Here is a 24,956-nt window from a genome sequence, read left to right on the forward strand (position 1 = left end):
TTTACGACCATGAGATTTCTTTTTTTGCTTTCCGTTTCGTTCTTTTTTCCGTGCATGCTTTCTGCCGGACCGGCTTCCCGGACGCTGAAGCTTTGGTACGACGAGCCTGCTTCCCGCTGGGAGGAGGCGCTTCCGTTGGGCAACGGCCGTTTGGGCGTCATGGTGTACGGCGGTAGCGGCCGCGAGGAGCTTCAGCTTAACGAGGAGACCATTTGGGCCGGCGGTCCCCATAACAATGTCAGTCCGGAGGCTTTGGCCGCGCTGCCCGAGGTCCGGCGGCTGATTTTCGGGGGAAAGTACGACGAGGCTTTCGAGCTGTGCGACGAAAAGTTTTCGTTGCACGCGTCTCACGGGATGCCGTACCAGACGGCCGGGTCGCTGCTGCTCGATTTTCCGGGACATCAGGCTTGCTCGGAGTTCTATAGGGATTTGAATCTGGAGACGGCCGTAGCGACCGTGCGCTATGTCGTGGACGGCGTGCGTTACGAGCGGGAGATGTTCACCTCCTTCCCCGATCAGGTGGCCGTAGTCCGCCTGACCGCTTCCGAGCGTCGGCGGATTTCGTTTCGGACTTCGTTCGCTACGCCTATGGATAATTATCGGGTAACCGCCTCGGGCGACAATCGTCTGCTGATCGACGGCCGGACCGACGGACACGAGACGATTCCCGGGATGGTACGGTACCGCACGGTGGCGGAGATCCTGCCTGAGGGAGGGAAAGCGGTGGCCGACAGCGTCGGAATTACGGTAACGGATGCCGATGCCGTCACGATTCTGGTCTCGGTCGCAACCAATTTCAACGACTACCGGGACATTTCCGGCGATCCGGCCGAACGGGCCGAGTCCTATCTGTCGGGTGCGAGGAAAAAGCGCTATTCCCGGCTGAAAGCCGACCACATCGCGGCTTACCGTCCGTGGATCGAACGGGTATCGCTCGATTTGGGAACGAACGCTCAGGCCGATAAGACGACCGACGTGCGGGTGCGCGAGTTCGCCTCCCGTTTCGATCCGCAGCTCGCGTCGCTCTATTTTCAGTTCGGTCGCTATCTGCTGATCTGTTCTTCTCAGCCCGGCGGTCAGCCAGCCAATTTGCAGGGCATTTGGAATCATCAGAGATTTCCGGCATGGGACGGCAAGTACACGATCAACATCAATACGGAAATGAACTACTGGCCGGCCGAGCCTGCGAACCTGACCGAACTGCACGCTCCGCTGATCGACATGATCCGCGACCTGAGCGTTACGGGCCGGCAGGCGGCCTCGCAGATGTACGGGGCGCGGGGATGGACGGTCCACCACAATACGGACATCTGGCGTATCAGCGGCATGGTCGATACGCCGCTCAGCGGCATGTGGCCCACGTCGAACGCTTGGTTCTGCCAGCATCTGTGGGACCGTTACCTTTTCAGCGGCGATACGGCCTATCTGGCGGAGGTCTATCCGATGATGAAGGAAGCCTGCGAGTTTTTTCTCGATTTTCTGACCGAGGAGCCCCGGCACGGCTGGCTGATCTGCGTACCTTCGATTTCGCCGGAGAACACTCCCGCGAAGGCGGGAATCCGTCATGCCGTCGTAGCCGGCGCGACGATGGATAACCAGATGGTTTTCGACTTGTTTTCCAATACGATCGAAGCGGCCCGGACCCTTGGACGGGATGCGGCTCTGGCCGACGAGCTCCGGACGGCCCGCTCTCGGCTCGCGCCGATGCAGGTAGGAAGCTGGGGACAGTTGCAGGAGTGGATGGAGGATTGGGACGATCCCGAAGATCGCCACCGTCATGTGTCCCATTTGTGGGGACTCTATCCCGGACGCCAGATTTCGCCTTATCGGACCCCGGAGCTTTTCGATGCGGCGCGCATCTCGTTGATACATAGGGGCGATGCCTCGACCGGATGGTCGATGGGCTGGAAAGTCTGCCTGTGGGCCCGCTTCATGGATGGAAATCATGCCTATAAGCTGATTACCGACCAGATATCGCCCGAAGGCGGAGGCCCCGAGTCGGGAGGTACCTATCCGAATCTTTTCGACGCGCACCCGCCGTTCCAGATCGACGGGAATTTCGGGTGCACGGCCGGTATAGCCGAGATGCTGGTCCAAAGCCACGACGGGGCCGTCGAACTTCTGCCCGCTTTGCCCGATGTGTGGCGCACGGGACGCGTGTGCGGACTGCGGGCCCGGGGCGGTTTCGAGATCGTGGAGATGGAGTGGGAGAGCGGTCGTCTGAGGCGGGCGGTAATCCGGTCGTCGGTAGGCGGAAATTTTCGCCTGCGGACCGCGACGGCTCTGAAGTCGTGCAAAGGAACCGATTTCCGGGTTGCCCGAGCGGAGAATCCGAATCCGCTGTTCGCCCTTCAGCCGACCGTGCCGCCTGTGGTGTCGCCCGTTGCCGAGTCGGTTCCGACCGTTCGGCCTGCCAAGTATACGTACGATATGAGTACCGACGCGGGAAAGGAGTATACGCTGCTGTTTTAGCGGAAAGCACGCTTCGGTATCGACGGCTGCTTCCTTGCTTGCAGATTGAGATGTTCTTGCCGGAATTCCGCCTGTTTCGTATAAATGATTCGGCGGGGACCGAGATATGGCTTGAAATTTCTTTCTTCGGTTTTATGTCGGGGAATGTTGCTTCGCCTTTTGTCCCATTTTGCGGGCGCGGCTTTGCTGCCGTGAAATTTCGTGGATAGCGGGTCCGGAGGGGGAACATCGTGAAGAAGAAGGCCGGCGGGCAGATAGGTTGCGATCACCTGTTTTCCGAAATGAATTTCAAGGCCGTGCTACGCATGTCGGCAAGGATATACCTCACATGTGCCAAATGCGTTTGCGCTCGGAATTTCTATATCCGTCGTTCGCGATTTGTGGTCCACAGTCGTGCATTCGGTTAGCCCCTGCCTTGAATTCCTTACGCCGGAGGGAGACTTCATGCCGGAAACATCGAAAACTCGAGGACAGGTATAGTAAAGCGTCACGGTGTGCATAAGGCTTGAAACGAGTTCGGCAATGCTGTTTCGGGGCATCGGCCGATTTCTTTTGGGACCACTTGACGGTGTTTCTTTCCGTCGTGTCGTCTGTCAGGATCTTGCCGTCTCGTTTGTTTGGACGTTCGGAATTCGGAGCAGGCAGGGGCCCTGCAGCTTTTGGCCGATACCGGCTTGGCAGGTCGCAGAAATGTGTAGGGGCGGACAAGGGTTGCTTGCCCGGAAAACGAAAGCCGGCCTTGCGTATGCAAGGCCGGCTTTCTAAAAAGGTCCGGGCGACGGACGCTATGCGTCCATTCTTCCGTGACAATGCTTGTATTTCTTGCCGCTGCCGCACGGGCAGGGATCGTTGCGTCCCACCTTTTTCTCCACATGCACGGGCGAAGGCTTGCCCCGGTCGGCTTGTCCGGCTGCCGCCGCGGCCTCCGAGCGCAGAGTCTGCATGCGCGACATGTCGGTCTTGGGCTGCTGGACGGGCGGCTGCTGGCGCATGGCGCTCTCCGGATTTTCTTTGACCGGGATGAATGCCTTGAACAGCGTCGAGAGCACTTCGCGGTTGCCCTTGTCGAGCATCTTGCTGAACAGGTTGTACGACTCGAACTTATAGATCAGCAGCGGGTCTTTCTGCTCGTAGGAGGCGTTCTGCACGCTTTGGCGCAGATCGTCCATTTCGCGCAGGTGCTCTTTCCAGTTCTCGTCGATGGTGAGCAGCATGACGATCTTGCTGAAGCTCTTGTACACCTCCTTGCTCTGGCTTTCATAGGCTTTCTTCAGATTCACCGGAATCTGGAATACGCGGCGCCCGTCCGAGACAGGCACGTAAATATTCTCGTATTGGGCGGCGTGCTGCTCGTATACGTTTTTGATAACGGGATTGGCCGTCGCCGCGACTGCGCTCATACGGCGGGCGTAAGCCTCCTGAAAGTCCTTGACGAGCATGCCGACGAGCACTTCCTTTTTCACTCCGGTGAACTCGTTCTGGTCGAACGACGGCTGGACGGCCACCTGGCGGATCAGCTCGAACTTGAAGTCTTCGTAGTCGGTGTCGTTGTCGTAATAAGTGTCGACGAACGTTTCTGCGAAATCGACCATGATATTGTTCAGGTCGACCTCGATCCGTTCGCCGTATAGCGCATGGCGCCGACGGGTATATATCACCTCGCGCTGGGAGTTCATCACGTCGTCGTATTCGAGCAGCCGCTTGCGGATGCCGAAGTTGTTCTCCTCGACCTTGCGCTGCGCGCGTTCGATCGCCTTGGACATCATGCCGGCCTGAATGACTTCTCCCTCCTTGAGACCCATGCGGTCCATCAGACGGGCGATCCTTTCCGAGCCGAACAGCCGCATCAGATTGTCCTCGAGCGATACGAAGAACTGCGACGAGCCCGGGTCGCCCTGACGGCCCGCGCGGCCCCGGAGCTGACGGTCGACGCGCCGCGACTCGTGGCGCTCGGTGCCGATGATCGCCAGACCGCCGGCGGCCTTCACCTCGTCCGACAGCTTGATGTCGGTTCCTCGTCCGGCCATGTTCGTCGCGATGGTGACCTGCGCCCGCTTGCCGGCTTCGGCCACGATCTGGGCCTCCTGCTGGTGCTGCTTGGCGTTCAGTACGTTATGCTTGATTCCGCGTAGCTTCAGCATGCGGCTGAGCAGTTCCGAAATTTCGACCGAGGTCGTGCCGACCAGCACCGGCCGACCCTGCTCGACCAGTTCGACGATCTGGTCGATGACGGCGGCGTACTTCTCCCGCTTGGTCCGGTAGATCAGGTCGTCACGGTCGTCCCGGATGACCGGGCGGTTCGTCGGAATGACGATCACGTCGAGTTTGTAAATATTCCAGAACTCGCTGGCTTCCGTTTCGGCCGTACCGGTCATGCCGGCCAGCTTGTGGTACATGCGGAAATAGTTCTGCAGCGTGATCGTGGCGAAGGTCTGCGTAGCGGCTTCGACTTTCACCCGCTCTTTGGCCTCGATAGCCTGATGCAGTCCGTCCGAGTAGCGGCGGCCCTCCATGATACGGCCCGTTTGCTCGTCGACGATCTTGATTTTATTGTCGATGATGACATATTCGACGTCCTTCTCGAACATGCTGTACGCCTTGAGCAACTGGTTGACCGTATGCAGCCGCTCCGACTTGATCGCGTAGTCGTTCAGCGCCTCGTCCTTCTTGGCGGCCTTCTCCTCGGCGCTCATGTCGCTTTTCTCGATATCGGCCACGATCGACCCCATGTCGGGCAGCACGAAGAACTTTTCTTCGTTGACGTTTTTGGAAAGCACTTCCTGCCCCTTGTCCTGCAGTTCGACCGAGTTCAGCTTCTCGTCGATGACGAAGTAGAGATCGTCGACGATTTCGGGCATCCGCCGGTTGTTGTCCTGCATGTAGATGTTCTCGGTCTTCTGCATCAGCGACTTGATTCCCGGCTCGCTCAGGTATTTGATCAGCGGCTTATATTTCGGAAGTCCCTTATGCGCGCGGTAGAGCAGGATGCCGCCCTGCTCGTTCTTGCCTTCGGCGATCAGCTTCTTCGCGTCGGCGACCAGTTGGGTCACCAGATTGCGCTGCAAGTTGAACAGATTCTCGACGGCTCCCCGGTACTGCTCGAACATCTGGTCGTCGCCTTTGGGGACGGGACCGGAAATAATCAGCGGAGTCCGGGCGTCGTCGATCAGCACCGAGTCGACCTCGTCGACGATCGCGTAGTGATGCTTGCGCTGCACGAGATCCTCCGGCGAGTTCGACATATTGTCGCGCAGGTAGTCGAAACCGAATTCGTTGTTCGTGCCGAACGTGATGTCGGCCATGTAGGCCTTGCGCCGGGCCGGCGAGTTGGGCTGGTGCCGGTCGATGCAGTCGACCGACAGTCCGTGAAATTCGTAGAGGGGCCCCATCCATTCCGAGTCGCGCCGGGCCAGATAGTCGTTGACCGTTACGACGTGGACGCCCTTGCCCGCCAACGCGTTCAGGAAGACCGGAAGCGTCGCGACGAGCGTCTTGCCCTCGCCGGTCGCCATCTCGGCTATGTTGCCCTTGTGCAGTACGACGCCGCCGAAAAGCTGGCAGTCGTAGTGCACCATGTCCCATGTGATCTTGTTGCCTCCGGCCGTCCACGTGTTGCTGTACACGGCCCGATCGCCGTCGATGCGGACGAAATCCTTCGATGCGGCCAGCTCGCGGTCGAAGTCGGAGGCCGTCACGACGATTTCGCTGTTTTCCTTGAAGCGCCGCGCCGTATCCTTCACGATCGCGAAAGCCTCGGGAAGAATCTCCTCGAGCTTCTCTTCGATCTTTTTGTCGATCGTCTCGGTCAGCGAGTCGATCTGCTTCGAAATGCGTTCCTTGTCTTCGAGCGAAGTATCGAGGTTCTCCAGTTGCGCTTTCAGATCGGCGATCTGCTGCTCGTCCTCGCGGATATGGTCGGCGACGGCCGCTTTGAGCGCGGCGCTGCGCGCACGTAGCTCGTCGTTGGAAAGTTGCTCGATGGACGGATATATGGCGAGGATTTTTTCTACATAGGGAGCGATCAGCTTGCGGTCCTTCTCACTTTTAGTTCCGAACATCAGCTTGATCAGGCTTGCTACTAAATTCATGTATCGGTAATATTTAATGTTTAGAAAATGAACGCGTAAATTTAGTGTTTTTTATTGACAACACAGCATCTTCCTGCCTATATTGCATGCGGCGCAGCGTTTTTTCTCGCAGTATTCTTTCGACAATTGCAGCAGCCCTTGCGTGAAAAAAGCGCTTTCCGCCTCGACGCCTCTTGACTTCCAGCCTCTTATGTAGACGTTGTTTTCCGGCTTGGTTTTTTCCAGCAGGTCGACGGCCGCTTCCTTCAGTCCCTCGTCCGAGGTGACGTGGCCGTAGGTGAACATCATCGGGGCTACCAGATTGATCGTCAGATTGTCGAGCATCATGTCGCCGAACGACTTGACGCTGTACCGGCTGCGCCGTCCGGGCAGATAATGGGTGGTCCAGTACTCCGACGCCTGCACCGAAAGGACCTCTCTCACTTGTTCCGGCGTGCGGCAGCCGAGCAGTCGGGAGAACATGAACTCCTGCGAGCAGAGCAGGGCGGCCAGCTCGACGATACGCAGCAGCGGGGCGTGACGCGGATTGTGACTGCCGAGATTCCATTCCCTACGGTGCATCGGCGCGATCTCGAACCGATGGGACAAATGGCGGAATTCCTGCTGTAGCATGGCCGTGTAGCGGTCGGGAAACTCGATCGGCTGCAATAGGCCGGCGCCTCCCAGCAGCAGGGCCTCGACCGACGCGACGGACTCGCGCACTTTGCACAGGTCCGTATAGCGTACCGTTCGCGCCAGCTTCATGTAGGGCTCGCGGTTCGATCCGGCGCCCATCGTGCGGAACAGCATGACGTAGAACGTTTCGTTCCAGTCGTTGCCCGTTTCGCGGTAGAGGCTCAGAAAGTCGTTGTACTTTCGTTCGAGACGCTCGACCGTCAGCTCGGTCAGCAGTCCGTACAGCTTGACTCCCGGCATTTGTGCCAGCGTCTGGCCGCACCGGTAGGAGTCGCTCCCTTCGAGCAGTCCGAGATACCTCTCTTCCAATTCACGGGGGCAACTCATCGTGACGGTAGGCACGACCGATCCGTCTGTCCGGCAGACGACCGCGTCGTCGTGCGCCACGACATGCAGGATGCAGCGGTCGTATTTGCTGTCGATGTGGTGCAGGTGCTTGCGCCAGTCCGAAGCGCGTTCATGGATCGCAACGGGACCGCTGATTTCCGTTCCCTCGAGGGCGATCCGTGCATTCACCGCGTCGATGCCGTCTTCCGGACCGGCCGACCCGGGGTCGATCACTTCGATTCCGGGCGGATCGAGCCGGGTGTACAGACCGTGTGTCCACACAAGTCGCAAAAAGGCTTCGTTCGGGCTGACGGGCATATCGGGCGATTTTTGGGGTGAAAGGGCTACATCAGGCCCAGATCGAGCAACGTCTCTTCCGACATCATGCTGCGGTCCCAAGGCGGGTCGAACGTCAGCGTGACGTTGACCGACGTGACGCCCTTGACCTTGCCCACCTGCTCGTGAATCTGCTCGAGCAACTGGTCGGCCATCGGACAGTTCGGAGCCGTCAGCGTCATGCGGATATTGGCCTCTCCGCCGGGTTCGACGTCTATTTCGTAGATCAGTCCCAGATCGTACACGTTGACCGGAATTTCCGGGTCGTATATGTTTCTCAGCGTCAGGACGATGTCCTGCTCGATGCGCATAATGTCCTCCGGTGTCGTCATGGCGGATCGTCTACTGTTTGTTTTGGTACGCCAGCGCGTACAGTTTCATCTGCTTGATCATCGCGAGCAATCCGTTGGCCCGGGTGGGCGAGAGGTTCTCCCTGAGCCCGATCCGGTCGATGAAATAGAGGTCCGAGTCGACGATCTCCTGCGGCGTGCGGCCGCTGAGCACGCGGATCAGCAACGCGATGATCCCTTTGGTGATGATCGCGTCGCTGTCGGCCGTAAAGTAAATCTTGCCGTCGCGCAGCTCGGCGTCGACCCATACGCGCGACTGGCATCCCCGGATCAGGAACTGCTCGTTTCTGTGCTCCTCGCCGATTGCCGGCAGCGAGCCGCTCAGTTCGATCAGGTACTCGTATTTGTCGAGCCACTCGTCGAAGACCGAGAACTCGCCGATGATTTCGTCTTGTGCTTCGTTGATAGTCATCGCTTATTTTCGTTAGGAACCGCTTCGTCCAGAATTGCGCCCGTGGCGGCGTTCGGGACGGTGATTCGCATGATATGTGCCAGAGTCGGGGCCAGCGAGCTGACCGTCACGTCGCGCTCGACGGTGGCTGCCGGAACGGATCCGCCCAGAAGCATCATCGGAACGTGCGTGTCGTATTCGTACAGCGAGCCCGACAGCGATACGATGCCCGTGCGCTGTTCGATCCAGCCCGGCATCAGGTTGATCGTCACGTCGCCCGAGCGTTTCGGGTAGAAGCCGTTCTGCATCTTTTCGCCGTATCCTTTGCCGAAATAGCCGCTCTGCATATCGGTCGACGTGAGCGCGCCCGATACGCCGCGGAACTGAAGCGCGAAGGCTGCCGCGCGGGTCTGTACCTCGGCCAGATCGAATCCGTATTTGTAGATCAGCTCGCGGTTCAGATAAAGCTGTCGGTCGCGGTAGCCGAGCACCCACTCGCCCGGCTCGTACTGCGCGCTGAGAAAGCCGTTCATGATGATCTTGAACTGCTCGGCGTTGAACAGCCCCATCGGGATACGGCTCTGTTCGCGGAACGTGTCGCTGCTCCCGTGGTCCGAGGTCAGAGCGATCACGACTTCTCCCGGCTCGAACTGGGCTTGGATGAAAGTGACCAGCTCGCCGATCTCGCGGTCGAGCTTGTAATACATGTCCTCGACTTCGATCGAGCGGGGGCCGAAGCGTTCGCAGATCAGGCGCGGCGTATCGTAGCAGATCGTCAGCAGGTCGGTGTGGTTGTCCTTGCCCAGTTCTTCCTGCACGATCGTCTCGCGGGCGAAGCTGCTGACCAGCGTATTGCCTGCGGGCATGTATTGCAGCATGGCGTAGTCCGTCCGGGGATCGTCCTTTTTGAATATCCTGACGATGCCGCGCAGAAAGTTTCCGATGCCCGATTGGGTGTCGGGAATGAAGCTGAGCACGGTGGTGTCGGTGTTCCTGTACGACTCGAACGACTTGTCGGGTGTCCATTCCCGATCGAGCAGCGTCGAAGCGAAAGCCGTCTCGTTGTATTTTTTGACCCAGTAGGGCAATTTTTCGAAATAATAACTGCTCGATACCCATGTGCCGTGTCCCGTGTTCATCCAGTAGACGTCCGACGACGGCCCTCCGCAAACGATAGCCGAATAGGGATCGGCAGCCAGCGCGATCGATTTCGATTTCGGGTCGCTTTCCTTGAGCCGGTCGCCCAGCGTGGCGGCGGTCAGGTTCAGAGCCGAGTAGCGGCCCTCGCCGTCTTCGCACTCGAGTCCCGTCGCGCGGCTGTCCGCGATCAGATTGACGCTGTCGCCCGTCGTGAAATTATACCAGCTTTCCGCGATCACGCCGTGACCCGACGGGGGAGTCCCCGTGACGATCGTAGCCAGCCCGGCTACGGTATTGGTCTGCATATAGCTGTGGCGGGCGTTCGTGAAGTTAGTTCCCTTCTCCATGAAAGCGCGGAATCCATTGTCGCAGAAATTGTCGCGGAAACGGTCCAGATAGTCGTAACGCATTTGGCTCACGACGATTTGGACGACCAGCCGGGGCTTGATCGCTTGCTGGGCGCGCGCTTCTTGACAGCCGATCCATGCAGTGGCGCAGATTATCAGGTATTTGAAAGGTTTCATCGGGTGTGGTTCGTTTGACTGCAAAGGTATGAAAAGTTTTGGATATTGCGCCTCTTCGTTCTTCGCGGAACGGACTACGGGCGGAATAGCCGGAAAATGCTATGCCGCACGCTGCTCGTCGTCCGTATTTCGGCGCATGCGCCGCCGGACCCGGTACAACATGTAGCGCTTGCGCAGGTGGAACCCGTAAAAGAGCCACAGCGGCACGATCAGCGCCAAGCCGAGCAACAGCGAATAGGAACCGAGCAGATAGACCAGCAACTGGACGGTGCACAGACTCAGCACCAGGCCCGTAGCGCTCAGTGCGGCGCCGGCTTTGTAGCCCGTCTTGAAAGCCAGTCCGCACGACTTGCATCGGAAGATCCCTTCGATGCCGGCGATCCAAAACAACGGGATGCGTACGGCAGAGCCGCATCGGGGGCAGGCGATCGTCCGTCGTTCGTTCAGCGTGGCGCTCATGATTCGAAAAATTTGATTTCCTCGCTGAAATCCAAATCAGGATACTGTCGCTGCAGCGCCCGGGCTTCCTCGGCCTGCCGGTTTCGGAATCGGCGATGGGCCTCGCCCGACGGGTCGAACGGACGGTGCTCCATGGCTCGGTGCAGTGCCTCGGCCCGGTCGAAAAGCCTGTCGTTCCGCTCGTCGAGGATGTTTCGGCGGAATGTCTCCCAAATGTATTCGACGGCCGTTTCGGACGGATGCACCATGTCCCGCTCATAGAAACGGTAGTCGCGCAGGTCGTCCATCAGGATTTCGTAAGCCGGGAAGTAGCGGCAGTCGGGCAGACTTTCCGTCAGCGCGTGCGCGGCCAGAATCAGCGTCGACTTGCTCAGCGTGTTCTCGGTCGCTCCGTCGCCCAGATGACGTACCGGACTGACGGTGAGGATCGTTTTTCTGCCGGGCAGGAACCGGGTGATCGCTTCGCCGAGGGTTTCGACGATTTCGCTTGCGCTCATTCTCCGACGGCGGAACATCGCTGCGGGCAGTTTGTGGCAATTCGCCACGATCCGGCCCGTGTCGCGCAGTTCGTACACCCAGGCCGTACCCAGCGTGAGAATGGCGTAGTCGGCCGTGCGGAGCGCTTCGGCGCCGGTTTCGAGAGCCTCGTTGATCCGGCGTAGCGTCTGTTCGCAGTCGCTTCCGTCGAATGCGCCATGATGATCGAAGCTGATCCACCTCTCTTCGTATCGTGTCAGATCGCCCGCATCGTAAGATCGGCGTTCCTCGAGCCGTTTCAGCGTGGCGGCGATCGAGGCCGGATTGAACAGCGTCCCGAACGGGTTGACCGTGACGGGCAACTTATGGTTTCGCATGATCCGCCCGATTCGGTCGGCGAAGCACGACCCGACCAGCAGCCCTTTGTGCGAGTGGCCGATGCGGAAGCCGAAAGGCGCGATATGGACTGGCGTGCGGAATTCCATGCGTGTGCGGTTGCGTCTACAAAGATAGCAAAAGGGCTTTAAAATTGGAAATTCGCTGCTTTCTCGGGACTTTTCATTACTTTTACCCGAAATTACCGAAACCGAATACGCATGCTGTTCTTTCCGAACTGTAAGATCAATATCGGGCTGCGCGTCGTAGCGCGTCGTGCGGACGGTTATCACGACATCGAGACCTGGATGGTCCCCGTGCGGGGGCTTTGCGACATCGTCGAGATCGTGCACGCTCCCGGCGACGGAGCCGAGTTCGTCTCCTCGGGGCTCGCCGTCGATTGTCCTCCCGAGAAAAATCTTTGCCTGCGTGCTTATCGTGCGCTGCACGAGCGCTTTCCGATAGGGGGCGTACGCATCCATTTGCACAAGATCGTGCCCATGGGAGCCGGTTTGGGTGGGGGATCGGCCGACGCCGCTTTCGTAGTCAAGGGATTATCCGAACTGTTCGGCCTGAACCTTAGCCGAAAGTGCATGGAGGAGCTTTGTGCCGGCATAGGCAGCGATACGGCTTTCTTTGTTGCGAACCGTCCGGCTTTGGCCACCGGTCGCGGAGAGATTCTCGAACCGGTCGATTTCTCGTTGAGAGGGAAGCGCTTGCTGATCGTGAAGCCGGCCGAGTCCGTCTCGACGGCCGAGGCTTATGCCGGTATCGCGCCGCGCCGTACGGACCGTCCGTTGCTCGAGTGTCTGAACGCTCCTGTTGGCCGGTGGCGGGAGACGGTGCGCAACGATTTCGAGCCTGTCGTGTTCCGCGCTCATCCGCAGCTGGAGCGGCTCCGCAACGAGATGTATCGCCGGGGGGCCGTCTATGCTTCGATGACCGGTTCCGGAGCGGCCGTATACGGAATATTCGACGGCGGCGCCCCGATCGATTCCGATTTCGGAGATGTATTTGTCTATCAGGAAGATATGGTCTGATTGCCCGTCGGGTCGATCGGGCGGATTTCCGAATTTGGCAAAAAAAGCGTAAATTCGCGTCGGGTTATGTGTTTACAGCGTTCGAAACATAACACGAATTACTAACTAACCAAATTTACTTTATGTCAGTAGAGGATCAGAAAGTTCTCGAACTCGAGCAACGAAAGGAGAAGATCTATTTCGGCGGAGGGACCAAGGCCATCGAGAAGCAGAAGGCCATGGGCAAGATGACCGCGCGCGAGCGTATTATCGCGCTGCTCGACGAGGGCTCGTTCCACGAATACGATATGTTCGTGGAGCATGACGGCCGCGATTTCGGAATGCAGGACAAGTCGCTTCCGGGAGACGGCGTCATCATCGGCACGGGCATGATCTGCGGTCAGCCCATCGCTATCTTCGCACAGGACTTTACCGTGGCCGGCGGCTCGCTCGGCTTCATGCACGCCCGTAAAATCACGAAGATCATGGATTATGCGCTGAACATGCGCATTCCGCTGATCGGAATCAACGACTCGGGCGGAGCCCGCATTCAGGAAGGGGTCAACGCGCTGGCGGGCTACGGCGAGATTTTCTTCCGCAATACGCTTTCGAGCGGCGTGATCCCTCAGATTTCGGTGATTCTGGGTCCCTGCGCCGGCGGAGCCGTCTATTCGCCCGCCTTGACCGACTTCGTGTTCGTCGTCGAGAACATATCGAAAATGTTCATCACGGGGCCCGAGGTCATCAAGACCGTGCTCGGCGAGGAGATCTCGATGGAGGAGCTGGGCGGCGCCCGGGTACACAGCGAGATGACCGGCAACGCGCATTTCTTCGCCCAGAGCGAGGACGAGTGCTTCGTGCAGATACGCAAGCTGATCTCGATGATTCCGATGAACAATACGACCAAGGCCGAGAAGATCGCTCCGGCGGCTCCGCTGCCTCAGTACGACATCACTTCGATCGTTCCGAGCGATCCGACCGTGCCCTACGACGTGCGCGACGTGATCAAGGCGCTGGTCGACGAGAGCGAGTTCCTCGAGGTGATGGAGCTGTTCGCCGCCAACATCGTCGTCGGCTTCGGCCGTATCGCGGGCGAGACGGTCGGTTTCATTGCCAACCAGCCGCTGGTGATGGCCGGCGTGCTCGACTGCGACTCGTCGGACAAGGCCGCGCGCTTTATCCGCTTCTGCGACTGTTTCAACATTCCGATCGTCACGCTCGAGGACCTGCCGGGCTATCTGCCGGGCGTCGATCAGGAGCATGCCGGCGTGATCCGTCACGGAGCCAAGATGCTGTACGCTTACAGCGAGGCGACCGTTCCGTCGATCACCGTCGTGCTGCGCAAGGCTTACGGCGGAGGATACATCGCCATGGGATCGCGTCATCTGCGCGCCGATTTCGTGTTCGCTTGGCCTTTGGCCGAGATTGCCGTGATGGGTCCCGAAGGCGCTGCCAACATCATCTTCAAGAAGGACATCGTCGGAGCCGAGAATCCGGCCGAGATGCGCAAGCTGAAGATTCAGGAGTACAAGGAGAAGTTCGCCAACCCGTATGTCGCGGCGGCCAAAGGCTACATCGATTCGGTGATCGCTCCCGCCGAGACGCGCATGTTCATCGAGCACGCGCTGAAGGTATCGGCTCACAAGAATCGCTCGCAGCCGAGCAAAAAGCACGGCAATCCTCCGTTCTAATCCGGCGCAGACTATGGAAAAGAAGCATTACGATACGTTGGAAACCATGCACGGGACGTTCCGGACCACGCTTACGAAAAAGCATCTGGAGCGCAAGCCGTGGCAACCCGAGAACCCGAAGCACATCAAGTCCTCGATTCCGGGTACAATCGTCGAAGTGTGCGTCAAGGAGGGGCAGAAGGTCGAGGCCGGCGATATGCTGGTCGTCTTCAAGGCGATGAAGATGCACAACAATATTCGCGCGCCCTTTGCCGGCACGGTCAAGAAAGTCGACGTGAAGGAAGGGGACAATATTCCCAATCATGCGCTGATGATCGAGATGGAGTAGTTCCGTCCGAGATCGATAAAAATAGCAGGGACGAATTCTCGAATTCGTCCCTGCTATTTTATTTCCGTCGGTTTTCTGCATTCGGCCGATTTTCTCTCGGTTTTCTGGACGAGAGGGCGACGAATCCGTCGTGTTCCCGAAACGGAGGACTCGGGTTCGCTTGATTTCATAGCATGAACGGAAACGGCGGCAAAAACGCATTCCATGCGTTCGTCGTACAGCAGATGCAATGCGTTCCGGGGGATCCGCCGCTTGCGGAATTTGCTTCAGGAAAAGCGCATGGCTGCTTCCCGATCCGGGGCCGTCACGGTTTCCCGTTCCAGATTTCCCATGCCCGTTCGGCTTGCCCGACGAGCATGTCGTAGCCGTTGCGCGTTGCGGCGTCCCGTTCGGCTCCCCTCCGCAGAAATTCCGTGAGCGGCGGATTGTAGACCAGATCGAACAGAAAGTGTCCGGGGCCGATTCCCTCGTAAGGAATGGGCGGGTATCCTTCCGTGGCTGGGTAGGTTCCCAGCGGCGTCGCGTTGACGATCAGCCGGCGGTCCGACACCGCGTCCGCAGTCAGGGTCCCGTACGTGAAACGGCACTTGTTGCTGTCGCGCGACACGCTGTCGAACGGAATGCCGAGCTCTCCGAGCACATAACCGACCGCCTTCGAGGCTCCGCCGGTTCCGAGCACGAGCGCCCGCTCCGGTCGGGCTCCGCCGAGCAGCGAGAGCAGCGAGCGGCGGAATCCGAAAGCGTCCGTGTTGTAGCCTACCGGCCCGTCAGGGCCGAGCCGCACGCAGTTGACCGCTCCGATGGCCCGGGCCTCGTCGCTCAGGGCGCTCAGATAGGGTATGATTTGCTGCTTGTATGGAATCGTCACGTTGAATCCCTGCAGTTCCGGTCGACTCAGCAATCGGCTCACCTCTTCGATCGACTCGATCGGAAAATTGCGGTACTCGCAATCGGCGATTCCCTCCCGGTCGAATTTCTCCGTGAAGTAGCGCCGGGAAAACGAATGTCCGAGCGGAAAGCCTATCAGTCCGTACAGTTTCATGGTCAGAAAGCGTATTTGATGGCGAAGAAGCCGCCTACCAGCAATACGGTGAAACCTATGGCCAGCAGGTTGAAATACTTGTCGATGAACGTCTTGATCGGTGCGCCGTATTTCCAGATCAGCCAGCTTATCAGCACGAAGCGCAGCCCCCGGCTGACGATCGACGCGAATACGAACATCGGCAGATCGAGCCTGAACACGCCGGCCGTGATCGTAATCAGCTTGTAGGGAATAGGCGAGAACCCGGCCGTGAACACGACCCAAAAGTTGTATTCGTTGTACAGGTTGCTGATCTTATCGTATTCGGCATGCGTGAATCCCGGAATGATGCGGAAGAAAAAATCGGCTATCGCGGTGAATTCGCCCGACGGGGTTTGCCAGAGAAAATAGCCGATCGCATAGCCGGCGACCGCTCCGAGCAGCGATCCGACCGTGCAGATCGCCGCATAGCGGAAAGCCTTGGCCGCGCAGCCGAGGCACAGGGCGATCAGCAGCACGTCGGGAGGGATCGGAAAAAAACTCGATTCGGCGAAGGCCAGCAGGAACAGCGCCAAGGCGCCCCAACGGCTTTCCGACCAGCCGAGTATCCAGTTGTAGAGTCTTTTCAGAGGGTTCATGCAGGATAAAACGTTGTTTTGCCAGCGGCAAGTTTACCAATAATTTTTCAAACGGCGGAATCCGTGACCGCAAATATGCGATTCGGCCGGAATTCTTCCGGCTCGTCCGCCGGTCCGGCGGATGGCGGGCACGTAACGGCGTGAGTCATGACGACGTTTCTGGTGCGGCGTCTCGGTCAATCCGTTTTCCCGTCCTTCCCTGAAGTGCCCGTTTGAAATTATGTGCTTCCATGTCGTACGTTTGTACTTAGCTAATTATTTGTACTTAGCTAATTAATTGAGTTGTTTTTACAGTGTCAAGCATGTTCGCCATCCCCCGATTATATTATTGGGCCGCGGCATGCGGCCGCATGTTCGCATCCGGTTAGGCCTGCCGTGAACTCTCTCTCGTCGGAGGAGGCATACGGGGAACCCGGAAATATTGGGGGAACAGACTCGAAAGCCGGTACGGTAAATAGAATAGGGCTCCGTTTTTTGCACATTCGAGACATGCTGCGGTACGGCCTTTCATGCGGGTCGCAACCCTGCGTGCATCGAGAACTTTGTCCCGGCGTCCGCGTGCACATATTTTCGTCGGTCGGGAACCCGGTTCCGTTGCCTTTATGGCTGAAATGAGCGGGACGGTCTATCCGCTGCCCGCCAGAATGCCGCCGCCCAGCACGATGTCCCGTTCGTAGAAGACGACCGGCTGTCCGGGCGCAGGCGCCCATGCCGGATACTCGAGCTCGACATGCAGTCGGTCGCGCTCGGGACGGACGTGTGCGAATCCGTCCGGATTGCGGCCGATACCCCGGATCACGACGCGTAGTTCCCGGGAGCGGCAGAGCCGTTCCATGTCCGGAACGTTCCATGCGCGGATTGTCAGACGGCGCCGCCGCAATTCCTCGTCTTCGCCTGCGATCAGCCGATTCCGGGCGGCGTCGATGGCCACGACGGCCAGCGAAGGGGGAAGGCCCAATCCGCGCTTCTGTCCGACCGTATAGAACGCGCACCCGTCGTGCGTGCCGATTCTTTTTCCGTTCCGGTCGACGATTTCTCCCGGCCGGATTCCGTTCGGCGCTCGTCGTCTCAGGAATTCGCGGTAGTTTTCCCCTCGCAGGAAACAGATTCCCATGCTCTCGGGCGATTTCAGCCCGGCAGGAAGTCTCTCTCCGGCTTCGCGTTTCAGCGTTTCTCCCATCGGGGCGATCGCCCGCTCGAGGCAGGATTGCGAGACGCCCCAAAGGTAATAGGATTGATCCTTGGCCGGATCGGCCGCCTGGCGCACGAACACTTTGCCGTACTGTCTCGACAGGCGAAAATAATGGCCTGTGGCGATATGTCCGATTCCTCGTTCGATCGAGACGTCGCGCAGCGTGTTCCACTTGATGCGGGAGTTGCATTCCGTACAGGGGGCCGGCGTTTCTCCGGTCAGGTAGCCGCTTGCGAAATAGTCCACGACCTGCCGGGTGAAGGAAGTCCGCACGTCGGCCGTAAGAAGCGGCGTATCCAGTGCCTCGGCGGCCCTCCGGGCCCGAGCCAGCAGGGAACGGTCGCCGGTCATGTCCAGCGTGAGAAGCATCGGCTCGTAGCCATGAGCGCGGAGAATCCCGACCGCTGCACAGCTGTCGTTACCTCCGCTGAATGCCAGGAGTACCCGTCGTTCGCAACCCATGCTTTCGGAGTAAGGAAGTTTGGGAAAGATGTTCTGTCCGTTGAATTCTGATAGTTGCCTATGGTTCGCGCCTGCCTGTTACCCCTCTTGCTGTCGCACGCCATCGGGGCGTGAAGGCGTTTGGAAAGTTACGTTCTGTTCATTGAACTGTAATAGTTCGCCGCTTTCTTATAACGGCTATTGTTTTCCCTTTTTCGTTTCATGTGTTCGTTCGTAGAAGCGTTCAGGAAACCGGCCGCCGAATCCGGGAATCGGGAAAGGCGTTTGTCGTTTCCGCTTTGCGTATGTCCGCACGGAAAATACGGAGGCCCCTTATCTTGATTTCCTGCGCTGCCTTGCCGCGAGCGGAATTGCGCCGGTCGCCTCTTCGGTCCGGACAGGCTGTCGAGCTCCGTCTCCGTCGCGTGCGTTCCGAACGAAAAAGGCAGCCCTCGCAGGGGCCACCTTTCCGAAACCGTTACGGTTTGCCGAACGGTTCGTCCGTGCTCTGAGCGGGGACGATAGCCGTGCCGTCGGGATTGAAACACTCGGGCTTGCTTTTCACGACGTAGTCGACAGCGTCCTGAAACCCTTCGGCGAATTTGCGGAAATCCTCCTTGTACAGGTAAATCTTATGCTTCTCGAACGTGAAGCCTCCGTCTTTTCCCGTTTTCTTCCTGCTTTCGGTGACCGTGATGTAATAATCGTCGTTTCTCGTCGCTTTTACGTCGAAAAAGTAAGTTCGGCGACCTGCCCTGACGGCTTTGGAATATACTTCCTCGGCCCCTTCGCCTTCGCTTTCCTTTTTGAAGTCGGGATTCTCCATGCTTGCTGTTTTAGGTGTTAGTATTGTAGGTTATACTAACATAAAAATAAGCATAATATAACGGATAAGCAAATCCCCGGCTAAATTTCACGAACGGATCGCTGTGCGGCAGGTAGCGGATTCCGCTATCCGGATATGCCTTGGCTGAAGCTCTCCCAGTTTTTCAGCGCTTCGAGCGCCTTGGCGAACTCGGGGTCCTGTTCGGCGTTGATCACGCGGTAGAACTCGTTGACGCTCCACAGTTTCTGGGCGAAAAGCGCCTTGAGTTGCGTCCGGATGTCCGTTTCCGATTTTCTGAACTGCTCTTCGTCGTACGGAATGCCCTTTTGCTCGGCGGCGCGGATCAGCTCGCCGGTTACTTCGGGACCGGCCGCATACTCATGAATGAAGCGATCCGGGGTGGGGTATTCCGCCAATATGGCGGCCCGGTTCTTATCCATATACTCGACGACGAACTCGTTGATGATTCCTTTGCGAATCAGGTTGCCCCAGTATTCCGTATAGCCGCTCGTGTCGGCCTCGACAACGATGTCCGGGGTGATGCCTCCTCCGCCGTAAACCGTCCTCCCGAGCCTGAGGGTCTTGTAGACCTGCGTCGAATCGACCTCCTCCTTGACGGCCGAGTCGCCGGTTTGGAACCGGCGGTTGAAATCTTCGTAATAGCCTTCGCGGTCGCCGTAACGGAAAGGCCGCTGGATAACCCGTCCGGTAGGAGTGTGGTAGCGGGCTACGGTCAGCCGGACTGCCGAGCCGTCGTTCAGAGGGAACTGGCGCTGGACAAGCCCTTTGCCGAACGTCCGGCGACCGATCAGCAGCCCCCGGTCCCAGTCCTGAAGGGCTCCCGACACGATCTCGCTGGCCGAGGCCGACGTTTCGTTGACCAGTACGATCACCTTGCCTTTGAACGGCCCGTCGCTCGGGGCGACGATCCGGTCGGACGGGACCTTCATGCCTTCGGTCGAAACGATCACCGAGCCTTGCGGCAGGAAGTAGTTGCTCATCCGGATCGCCTGATCCATCAGGCCGCCTCCGTTGCCTCGCAGGTCGAGGATCAGCGCATCGATCGGGCCCATTTTGTCGATGGCCTCGGCGAATTCTTTGAACGTGTTGTTCGCGAACCGGTTCACGCGTATGTAGCCGGTCGACGGGTCGACCTTGTAGGCCGCATCGACCGTATTGATCGGGATATTGTCGCGGACGATCGTGAAGTCGAGCGGCTCTTCCACGCCGCGCCGGACGACTCTCGTTTCCGCTTTGGTTCCTTTCGGACCCCGCAGGATTTTCGGCACGTCGATTCGTTTGGTTCCCACGACATTCTGGCCGTTCACCTCGACGATCCGGTCGTTCGGCAACAGCCCCACTTTCTCGGAAGGGCCTCCCGATATGACGTTCACGACGATAATCGTATCGTTCAGTACGTTGAACTCGATGCCTATCCCGCTGAAACTTCCGTCGAAAGACTCGTTTACCTCGACCATTTCCTCAGGCGATACGTAGGCCGAGTGAGGGTCCAGTTGCAAAAGCACTTCGCGGATCGCATTCTCGACCAGCTGCCCGTTGTGAACGGTATCGACATAGGTCATGTTCAGATAGCGGTAGAAGTTGTCGAACTTCTGCAGGTTCCGCTGCGGGTCGTCCGTCGGCTTGGGCTGCGCGGCGCAGAGCGCGGGCAGCGCGAGCGCTGCGAACAGGAGCAGGTTATGAGCGATTGTTTTCATTATTCGATGCGGTTGATCAGTTCGTCGAAAGCTACGGCTTGTTGCTCGCCGGTGGCCATGTTCTTGACGGTAGCGCGGCCCGAGGCCAGCTCGTCGCTGCCGACGATCACGACCCACGGCACGGCGCGCCGGTTGGCGTATTCCATCTGCTTTTTCATCTTCGCGCTTTCGGGGTAGACTTCGCACGCGATGCCCGCCTCGCGCAGGTTTTTCGCCAGTCTCAGGGATACGCGCTCCTCCTCGCCTCCGAAATTGAGCATCAGCGCACGGGTCGTCCCTTTCGTATCGTCGGGGAACAGGTCGAGGCCGGTCATCACGTCGTAGATCCGGTCGGCTCCGAACGAGATGCCTACGCCCGAGGTATTCGGCATGCCGAATATGCCGGTCAGATCGTCGTACCGGCCTCCGCCGCAGATACTCCCGATCGCGAAGTCGCGGGCCTTGACCTCGAAGATCGCCCCCGTGTAGTAGTTCAGACCGCGTGCCAGAGACAAGTCCAGTTCGATTTCCAATTCCGTGCCAAGCGTTTCGACATAGGAAAGAATCGTTTCCGTTTCGGTTACGCCGGCCAGTCCGACCGGACTGTCTGCGAGGATTTCCCTCAGCCGGGCCAGCTTCGCGCCGTTCGCGCCTTCGAGCGACAGGATCGGCTGCAGAGCTTCGATCGCCCGTTCGTCGATGCCTTTTTCGCGGAGCTCGCCGTTCACGGCCTCGAGTCCGATCTTCTCGAGCTTGTCAATCGCCACGGTAATATCGATCATCTTGTCGGCATGACCGATCGTTTCGGCTATGCCGTACAATATTTTACGGTTATTTACCTTAAGCGTTACTCGAATGCCGAGCCGCTGGAAAACTTTGGCGACGATCTCGACCAGATCGACCTCGCAGAGCAGGCTGCGGCTGCCGATCACGTCGACGTCGCACTGGTAGAACTCGCGGTATCGCCCTTTTTGCGGCCGGTCGGCCCGCCAGACGGGCTGGATCTGGTAACGCTTGAACGGGAAGGATATTTCTCCCTGATGCTGTACGACATAGCGGGCCAGCGGGACGGTCAGGTCATACCGCAGCCCCTTTTCGCACAGCCGTGTCGAGAGGGCGTTCGGGTTGCCGTGCAGCTGCTCGTCGCTCACTCCGCTCAGAAAGTCGCCCGAGTTCAGTATCTTGAACAGCAGCTTGTCGCCCTCGTCGCCGTATTTGCCCAGCAGTGTCGAGAGGTTTTCCATCGCGGGAGTTTCGAGCGGCTGGAAGCCGTATAGTCGGAAGACGCCCTTGATCGTATCGAAAATGTAGTTTCTCCGGATCATCTCCTCCGGGCCGAAATCGCGCGTGCCTTTCGGAATGGACGGTTTTTGTGCCATATCACATATTGTCGTTTATCGTAGTTTCTTGTTCATCTGTGCCGCCGAGCGTTCGGTCGGTTCGGCGGTTTTTACCCTGTCGAACGAAGCGAAAAAGACCCGCAATGCTTCTTCCCGTTTTCCGAAGCGATCCGCCGTGCGGGCGTACCGTCTCGTCGGCGCGCAATCGTTTCTGCGGACACGTCTTCCGTGCGAGCGCGTCGGGCGCTTCTCCTTCTCGACGTTACGGTGCGGCAGACATCGGAACGTCGATCCCGTTTTGCGGGACTCAGTCGGCCATCAGCTTGCGGTACTTGACGCGGTGCGGCTGGTCGTCGCCGAGCCGCTTGCGCTTGTTCTCCTCGTACTCGCTGTATCCGCCCTCGAAAAATACGACTTGCGAGTCGCCCTCGAAGGCCAGAATATGGGTCGCGATGCGGTCCAGAAACCAGCGGTCGTGCGAGATGACGACGGCGCAGCCTGCGAAGTTCTGCAAACCTTCCTCCAGCGCTCGGAGCGTGTTCACGTCGATGTCGTTCGTCGGCTCGTCCAGCAGCAGTACGTTGCCCTCCTCTTTCAGCGCGAGGGCCAGATGCAGCCGGTTGCGCTCGCCTCCGGACAGCACGCCGCATTTCTTCTCCTGATCGGCTCCGCTGAAGTTGAACCGGGATACGTAGGCACGCGCATTGATGCTGCGGCCGCCCAGCTGGATCAGCTCGCTGTCCTGCGAAATGACCTGATAGACGGTTTTCTCCGGGTCGATCGACGCATGCTGTTGGTCGACGTAGGCCAGCTTGACCGTTTCGCCGACGCTGAACGTTCCGTGCAGCGGCTTTTCGATGCCCATAATCAGTCGGAACAGCGTGGTTTTGCCCACGCCGTTGGGGCCGATCACGCCGACGATGCCGGCCGGCGGCAACGAGAAGTTCAGGTGCTCGTACAGCAACCGGTCGCCGTAGCCCATGGCCACGTCCTGCGCCTCGATCACCCGGTCGCCCAGACGCGGACCGTTCGGGATGAATATTTCGAGTTTTTCCTCCTTCTGCTTGGTGTCCTCGTTCAGCATCCGGTCGTAGGCCGACAGCCTCGCCTTGCTCTTGGCGTGCCGTGCGGCGGGAGCCATGCGGACCCATTCGAGCTCGCGCTCGAGCGTCTTGCGGCGCTTGCTCTCCTGCTTTTCCTCCAGAGCCAGCCGCTGCGACTTCTGCTCGAGCCAGCCGCTGTAGTTGCCTTTCCACGGAATGCCTTCGCCCCGGTCGAGTTCGAGTATCCATCCGGCCACGTTGTCGAGGAAGTAACGGTCGTGCGTGACGGCGATCACCGTTCCCTTGTACTGTCGCAGGTGCTGCTCGAGCCAGTCGATGCTCTCGGCGTCGAGATGGTTCGTCGGCTCGTCCAGCAGCAGCACGTCGGGTTGCTGCAACAGGAGCCGGCATAACGCCACGCGGCGACGCTCGCCGCCCGAGAGGTGCTTCACCGGCTCGTCAGCGTCGGGACAGCGCAGTGCGTCCATCGCCCGTTCGAGCGTCGCATCGAGCTCCCAGCCGTTTTTGTGGTCGATCTGCTCGGTCAGCTCGCCCTGTCGCTCGATCAGCTTGGCCATCTGCTCGTCGTCCATCGGCTCCATGAAACGGGCGTTGACCTGCTCGTACTCCTTGAGCAGCGCGACCACGTCGGCGCAGCCTTCCTCGACCACCTCGCGGACCGTCTTCGTGTCGTCCAAATGCGGTTCCTGCTCGAGATAGCCGACGGTGTATCCGGGCGAAAAGACGACTTCGCCCTGAAAGTTCTTGTCTATTCCGGCGATGATTTTCATCAGCGTCGACTTGCCCGACCCGTTCAGGCCGATGATGCCGATCTTCGCGCCGTAGAAAAACGACAGGTAAATGTTGTTCAGTACCTTTTTCTGGTTCGTGAAAGTCTTGCTGACCCCCACCATCGAGAATATGATTTTTTCGTCCGCCATAGGTTTTCTGTCGGTGAATTTCGTGTAGATCGCAAAGATACGCAAAAGAGATGGAATATAACAGCGGAAATATCCGCGATCCGTTCCTTTTCCTCGGGGCGGCCGCTTCGTCCGGGCTCGACTTTATTAAAAAATACAGGGCGCCTTTCGAACACAGAAGGCTCCGAAAAGTACGGCCCCAAGCCGTACTTCGTTATGCGTAGGAATAAAATGCGCGTCCGGTCGGAAAAATCGACCGGACGCGCGTCCGGAAATGGTCTCTCGCCTGCCTGCATCCGCACTCGAAGCCGCCGGACCGGCGGCTCCGATAGAGCGCGGCTATGCTCCGAGCGAGGCCGGATCGAGATTTTTAGCCTCGATATCCTTGAAATATTTGTACGTGCCGACTTTCAGCTCGTCCGTCGCGTCTTCGTCGCATACGATGATCCCCTTGGGATGAACCTGCAGCGCGCTGATCGTCCACTGGTGGGAGTAGCCGCCCTCGATGCCGGCTGCCAACGCACGGGCCTTGTTGTGTCCGAAAGCGAGGATCAGCACCTCGCGGGCCGACATGACGGTCGCCACGCCGACGGTCAGCGCCGTTTTGGGGACCAGATTCACGTCATGGCCGAAAAAGCGCGAGTTCGCGATGATCGTGTCCTTCGTGAGCGACTTGACTCGCGTGCGCGAGCCGAGCGACGAAAACGGCTCGTTGAAGGCCAGATGTCCGTCCGATCCGATGCCGCCCATGAACAGATCGATGCCTCCCGCCTTCTCGATCCGCGCCTCGTAGTCCGCGCACTCTTTCTCCAGATCGGGCGCGTTGCCGTTGAGAATGTTCACGTTTTCGGGCTTGATGTCGATGTGGCTGAAAAAGTTGTTCCACATGAACGAGTGGTAGCTTTCGGGATGGTCTTTCGGAATGCCGACGTATTCGTCCATGTTGAACGTAATGACGTTGGCGAACGAGACCTGTCCGGCCTTGCACATTTCGATCAGCTTGCGATAGGTCCCCAGCGGAGTGGAGCCCGTGGGCAGACCCAGTACGAACGGGCGGTCCGTCGATTTCGCATGTTCGTTGATCCGCCGGGCGATATGGGCGGCGGCCCAGGCCGATCCTTGTTCGTTGGTAGGTTCGATGATGACTCTCATGTCTTATGTTTGCTTATTTGGTTCGTTTCTCTTT

19 protein-coding genes are annotated in these 24,956 nt (G+C 58.8%); 4 read left to right on the top strand and 15 right to left on the bottom strand.

The window, feature by feature from the left end:
• Positions 1-9 precede the first annotated feature (9 nt).
• The gene (locus tag NQ491_RS00785) at positions 10-2,472 is read left to right on the top strand and encodes a glycosyl hydrolase family 95 catalytic domain-containing protein (RefSeq protein WP_019245269.1); all 2,463 of its coding nucleotides are present in this window, start codon (positions 10-12) and stop codon (positions 2,470-2,472) included.
• A 785-nt stretch (positions 2,473-3,257) separates the two neighbouring features.
• Here NQ491_RS00785 and secA read toward each other — a convergent pair.
• From secA to NQ491_RS00820, 7 genes are all read right to left on the bottom strand, one after another.
• The gene (gene secA, locus NQ491_RS00790; RefSeq protein ID WP_019245267.1) at positions 3,258-6,560 is read right to left on the bottom strand and encodes a preprotein translocase subunit SecA; all 3,303 of its coding nucleotides are present in this window, start codon (positions 6,558-6,560) and stop codon (positions 3,258-3,260) included.
• A 51-nt stretch (positions 6,561-6,611) separates the two neighbouring features.
• A complete protein-coding gene (locus NQ491_RS00795; protein WP_051012972.1) occupies positions 6,612-7,880 on the bottom strand; it encodes a DUF2851 family protein in 1,269 nt (422 codons plus the stop codon).
• Positions 7,881-7,906: 26 nt separating this feature from the next.
• Complete coding sequence (locus NQ491_RS00800; protein WP_026089553.1) at positions 7,907-8,230, bottom strand: iron-sulfur cluster assembly protein; 324 nt, start codon at positions 8,228-8,230, stop codon at positions 7,907-7,909.
• A 10-nt stretch (positions 8,231-8,240) separates the two neighbouring features.
• Complete coding sequence (locus tag NQ491_RS00805) at positions 8,241-8,660, bottom strand: SufE family protein (RefSeq protein ID WP_019245264.1); 420 nt, start codon at positions 8,658-8,660, stop codon at positions 8,241-8,243.
• Entirely contained in the window at positions 8,657-10,303 is a 1,647-nt protein-coding gene (locus NQ491_RS00810) for an alkaline phosphatase family protein (RefSeq protein WP_019245263.1), read from the bottom strand. Before NQ491_RS00810 ends, NQ491_RS00805 begins: the two co-directional genes overlap by 4 nt.
• 99 nt (positions 10,304-10,402) lie before the next feature.
• Positions 10,403-10,762, bottom strand: coding sequence for a hypothetical protein (locus tag NQ491_RS00815; protein WP_019245262.1), 360 nt, complete (start codon positions 10,760-10,762; stop codon positions 10,403-10,405).
• On the bottom strand, positions 10,759-11,724 hold the full coding sequence (locus tag NQ491_RS00820; RefSeq protein ID WP_019245261.1) for a GSCFA domain-containing protein: 966 nt from the start codon (positions 11,722-11,724) through the stop codon (positions 10,759-10,761). The genes NQ491_RS00815 and NQ491_RS00820 overlap by 4 nt, the downstream gene beginning before the upstream one ends.
• Positions 11,725-11,835: 111 nt before the next feature.
• On the opposite strand from NQ491_RS00820, the gene ispE reads away from it, so the two are divergent.
• The 3 genes from ispE to NQ491_RS00835 all read left to right on the top strand — a co-directional run bounded on the left by ispE (position 11,836) and on the right by NQ491_RS00835 (position 14,652).
• A complete protein-coding gene (ispE, locus tag NQ491_RS00825; RefSeq protein WP_019245260.1) occupies positions 11,836-12,654 on the top strand; it encodes a 4-(cytidine 5'-diphospho)-2-C-methyl-D-erythritol kinase in 819 nt (272 codons plus the stop codon).
• A gap of 122 nt (positions 12,655-12,776) precedes the next feature.
• Positions 12,777-14,324, top strand: coding sequence for an acyl-CoA carboxylase subunit beta (locus NQ491_RS00830; protein ID WP_019245259.1), 1,548 nt, complete (start codon positions 12,777-12,779; stop codon positions 14,322-14,324).
• A gap of 13 nt (positions 14,325-14,337) precedes the next feature.
• The gene (locus NQ491_RS00835; protein ID WP_019245258.1) at positions 14,338-14,652 is read left to right on the top strand and encodes a biotin/lipoyl-containing protein; all 315 of its coding nucleotides are present in this window, start codon (positions 14,338-14,340) and stop codon (positions 14,650-14,652) included.
• 304 nt (positions 14,653-14,956) lie between these two features.
• Here the strand turns inward: NQ491_RS00835 and NQ491_RS00840 are convergent, their stop codons facing one another.
• From NQ491_RS00840 to nagB, 8 genes are all read right to left on the bottom strand, one after another.
• Positions 14,957-15,694: a shikimate dehydrogenase family protein gene (locus tag NQ491_RS00840; protein WP_019245257.1), complete on the bottom strand. Its 738-nt coding sequence runs from the start codon at positions 15,692-15,694 to the stop codon at positions 14,957-14,959.
• Positions 15,695-15,696: 2 nt separating this feature from the next.
• Complete coding sequence (locus NQ491_RS00845) at positions 15,697-16,311, bottom strand: YqaA family protein (RefSeq protein ID WP_019245256.1); 615 nt, start codon at positions 16,309-16,311, stop codon at positions 15,697-15,699.
• Positions 16,312-16,936: 625 nt separating this feature from the next.
• Positions 16,937-17,965: a tRNA(5-methylaminomethyl-2-thiouridine)-methyltransferase gene (locus tag NQ491_RS00850; RefSeq protein WP_019245255.1), complete on the bottom strand. Its 1,029-nt coding sequence runs from the start codon at positions 17,963-17,965 to the stop codon at positions 16,937-16,939.
• A 457-nt stretch (positions 17,966-18,422) separates the two neighbouring features.
• Positions 18,423-18,770 (bottom strand): DUF3276 family protein, encoded by a 348-nt coding sequence (locus NQ491_RS00855; protein WP_019245254.1) that lies wholly within the window; start codon positions 18,768-18,770, stop codon positions 18,423-18,425.
• A gap of 125 nt (positions 18,771-18,895) precedes the next feature.
• Complete coding sequence (locus tag NQ491_RS00860; RefSeq protein WP_019245253.1) at positions 18,896-20,488, bottom strand: S41 family peptidase; 1,593 nt, start codon at positions 20,486-20,488, stop codon at positions 18,896-18,898.
• Positions 20,488-21,846: a histidine--tRNA ligase gene (hisS, locus tag NQ491_RS00865; protein ID WP_019245252.1), complete on the bottom strand. Its 1,359-nt coding sequence runs from the start codon at positions 21,844-21,846 to the stop codon at positions 20,488-20,490. Before hisS ends, NQ491_RS00860 begins: the two co-directional genes overlap by 1 nt.
• A 268-nt stretch (positions 21,847-22,114) precedes the next feature.
• Entirely contained in the window at positions 22,115-23,791 is a 1,677-nt protein-coding gene (ettA, locus tag NQ491_RS00870; RefSeq protein WP_026089551.1) for an energy-dependent translational throttle protein EttA, read from the bottom strand.
• 318 nt (positions 23,792-24,109) lie between these two features.
• Positions 24,110-24,922 carry a glucosamine-6-phosphate deaminase gene (gene nagB, locus NQ491_RS00875; protein WP_019245250.1) on the bottom strand — a complete coding sequence of 271 codons (813 nt, stop codon included), beginning with the start codon at positions 24,920-24,922 and terminating at the stop codon, positions 24,110-24,112.
• Between the last annotated feature and the right edge of the window lie 34 nt (positions 24,923-24,956).

The sequence above is a fragment of the Alistipes ihumii AP11 genome (assembly GCF_025144665.1).
Taxonomy (GTDB): Bacteria; Bacteroidota; Bacteroidia; order Bacteroidales; family Rikenellaceae; genus Alistipes_A; species Alistipes_A ihumii.

Bases quoted from the DNA above. Each gene is read 5' to 3' on its own strand.
- NQ491_RS00785 (WP_019245269.1), top strand. From the start codon at position 10: ATGAGATTTCTTTTTTTGCTTTCCGTTTCGTTCTTTTTTCCGTGCATG.
- secA (WP_019245267.1), bottom strand. From the start codon at position 6,560: ATGAATTTAGTAGCAAGCCTGATCAAGCTGATGTTCGGAACTAAAAGT.
- NQ491_RS00795 (WP_051012972.1), bottom strand. From the start codon at position 7,880: ATGCCCGTCAGCCCGAACGAAGCCTTTTTGCGACTTGTGTGGACACAC.
- NQ491_RS00800 (WP_026089553.1), bottom strand. From the start codon at position 8,230: ATGACGACACCGGAGGACATTATGCGCATCGAGCAGGACATCGTCCTG.
- NQ491_RS00805 (WP_019245264.1), bottom strand. From the start codon at position 8,660: ATGACTATCAACGAAGCACAAGACGAAATCATCGGCGAGTTCTCGGTC.
- NQ491_RS00810 (WP_019245263.1), bottom strand. From the start codon at position 10,303: ATGAAACCTTTCAAATACCTGATAATCTGCGCCACTGCATGGATCGGC.
- NQ491_RS00815 (WP_019245262.1), bottom strand. From the start codon at position 10,762: ATGAGCGCCACGCTGAACGAACGACGGACGATCGCCTGCCCCCGATGC.
- NQ491_RS00820 (WP_019245261.1), bottom strand. From the start codon at position 11,724: ATGGAATTCCGCACGCCAGTCCATATCGCGCCTTTCGGCTTCCGCATC.
- ispE (WP_019245260.1), top strand. From the start codon at position 11,836: ATGCTGTTCTTTCCGAACTGTAAGATCAATATCGGGCTGCGCGTCGTA.
- NQ491_RS00830 (WP_019245259.1), top strand. From the start codon at position 12,777: ATGTCAGTAGAGGATCAGAAAGTTCTCGAACTCGAGCAACGAAAGGAG.
- NQ491_RS00835 (WP_019245258.1), top strand. From the start codon at position 14,338: ATGGAAAAGAAGCATTACGATACGTTGGAAACCATGCACGGGACGTTC.
- NQ491_RS00840 (WP_019245257.1), bottom strand. From the start codon at position 15,694: ATGAAACTGTACGGACTGATAGGCTTTCCGCTCGGACATTCGTTTTCC.
- NQ491_RS00845 (WP_019245256.1), bottom strand. From the start codon at position 16,311: ATGAACCCTCTGAAAAGACTCTACAACTGGATACTCGGCTGGTCGGAA.
- NQ491_RS00850 (WP_019245255.1), bottom strand. From the start codon at position 17,965: ATGGGTTGCGAACGACGGGTACTCCTGGCATTCAGCGGAGGTAACGAC.
- NQ491_RS00855 (WP_019245254.1), bottom strand. From the start codon at position 18,770: ATGGAGAATCCCGACTTCAAAAAGGAAAGCGAAGGCGAAGGGGCCGAG.
- NQ491_RS00860 (WP_019245253.1), bottom strand. From the start codon at position 20,488: ATGAAAACAATCGCTCATAACCTGCTCCTGTTCGCAGCGCTCGCGCTG.
- hisS (WP_019245252.1), bottom strand. From the start codon at position 21,846: ATGGCACAAAAACCGTCCATTCCGAAAGGCACGCGCGATTTCGGCCCG.
- ettA (WP_026089551.1), bottom strand. From the start codon at position 23,791: ATGGCGGACGAAAAAATCATATTCTCGATGGTGGGGGTCAGCAAGACT.
- nagB (WP_019245250.1), bottom strand. From the start codon at position 24,922: ATGAGAGTCATCATCGAACCTACCAACGAACAAGGATCGGCCTGGGCC.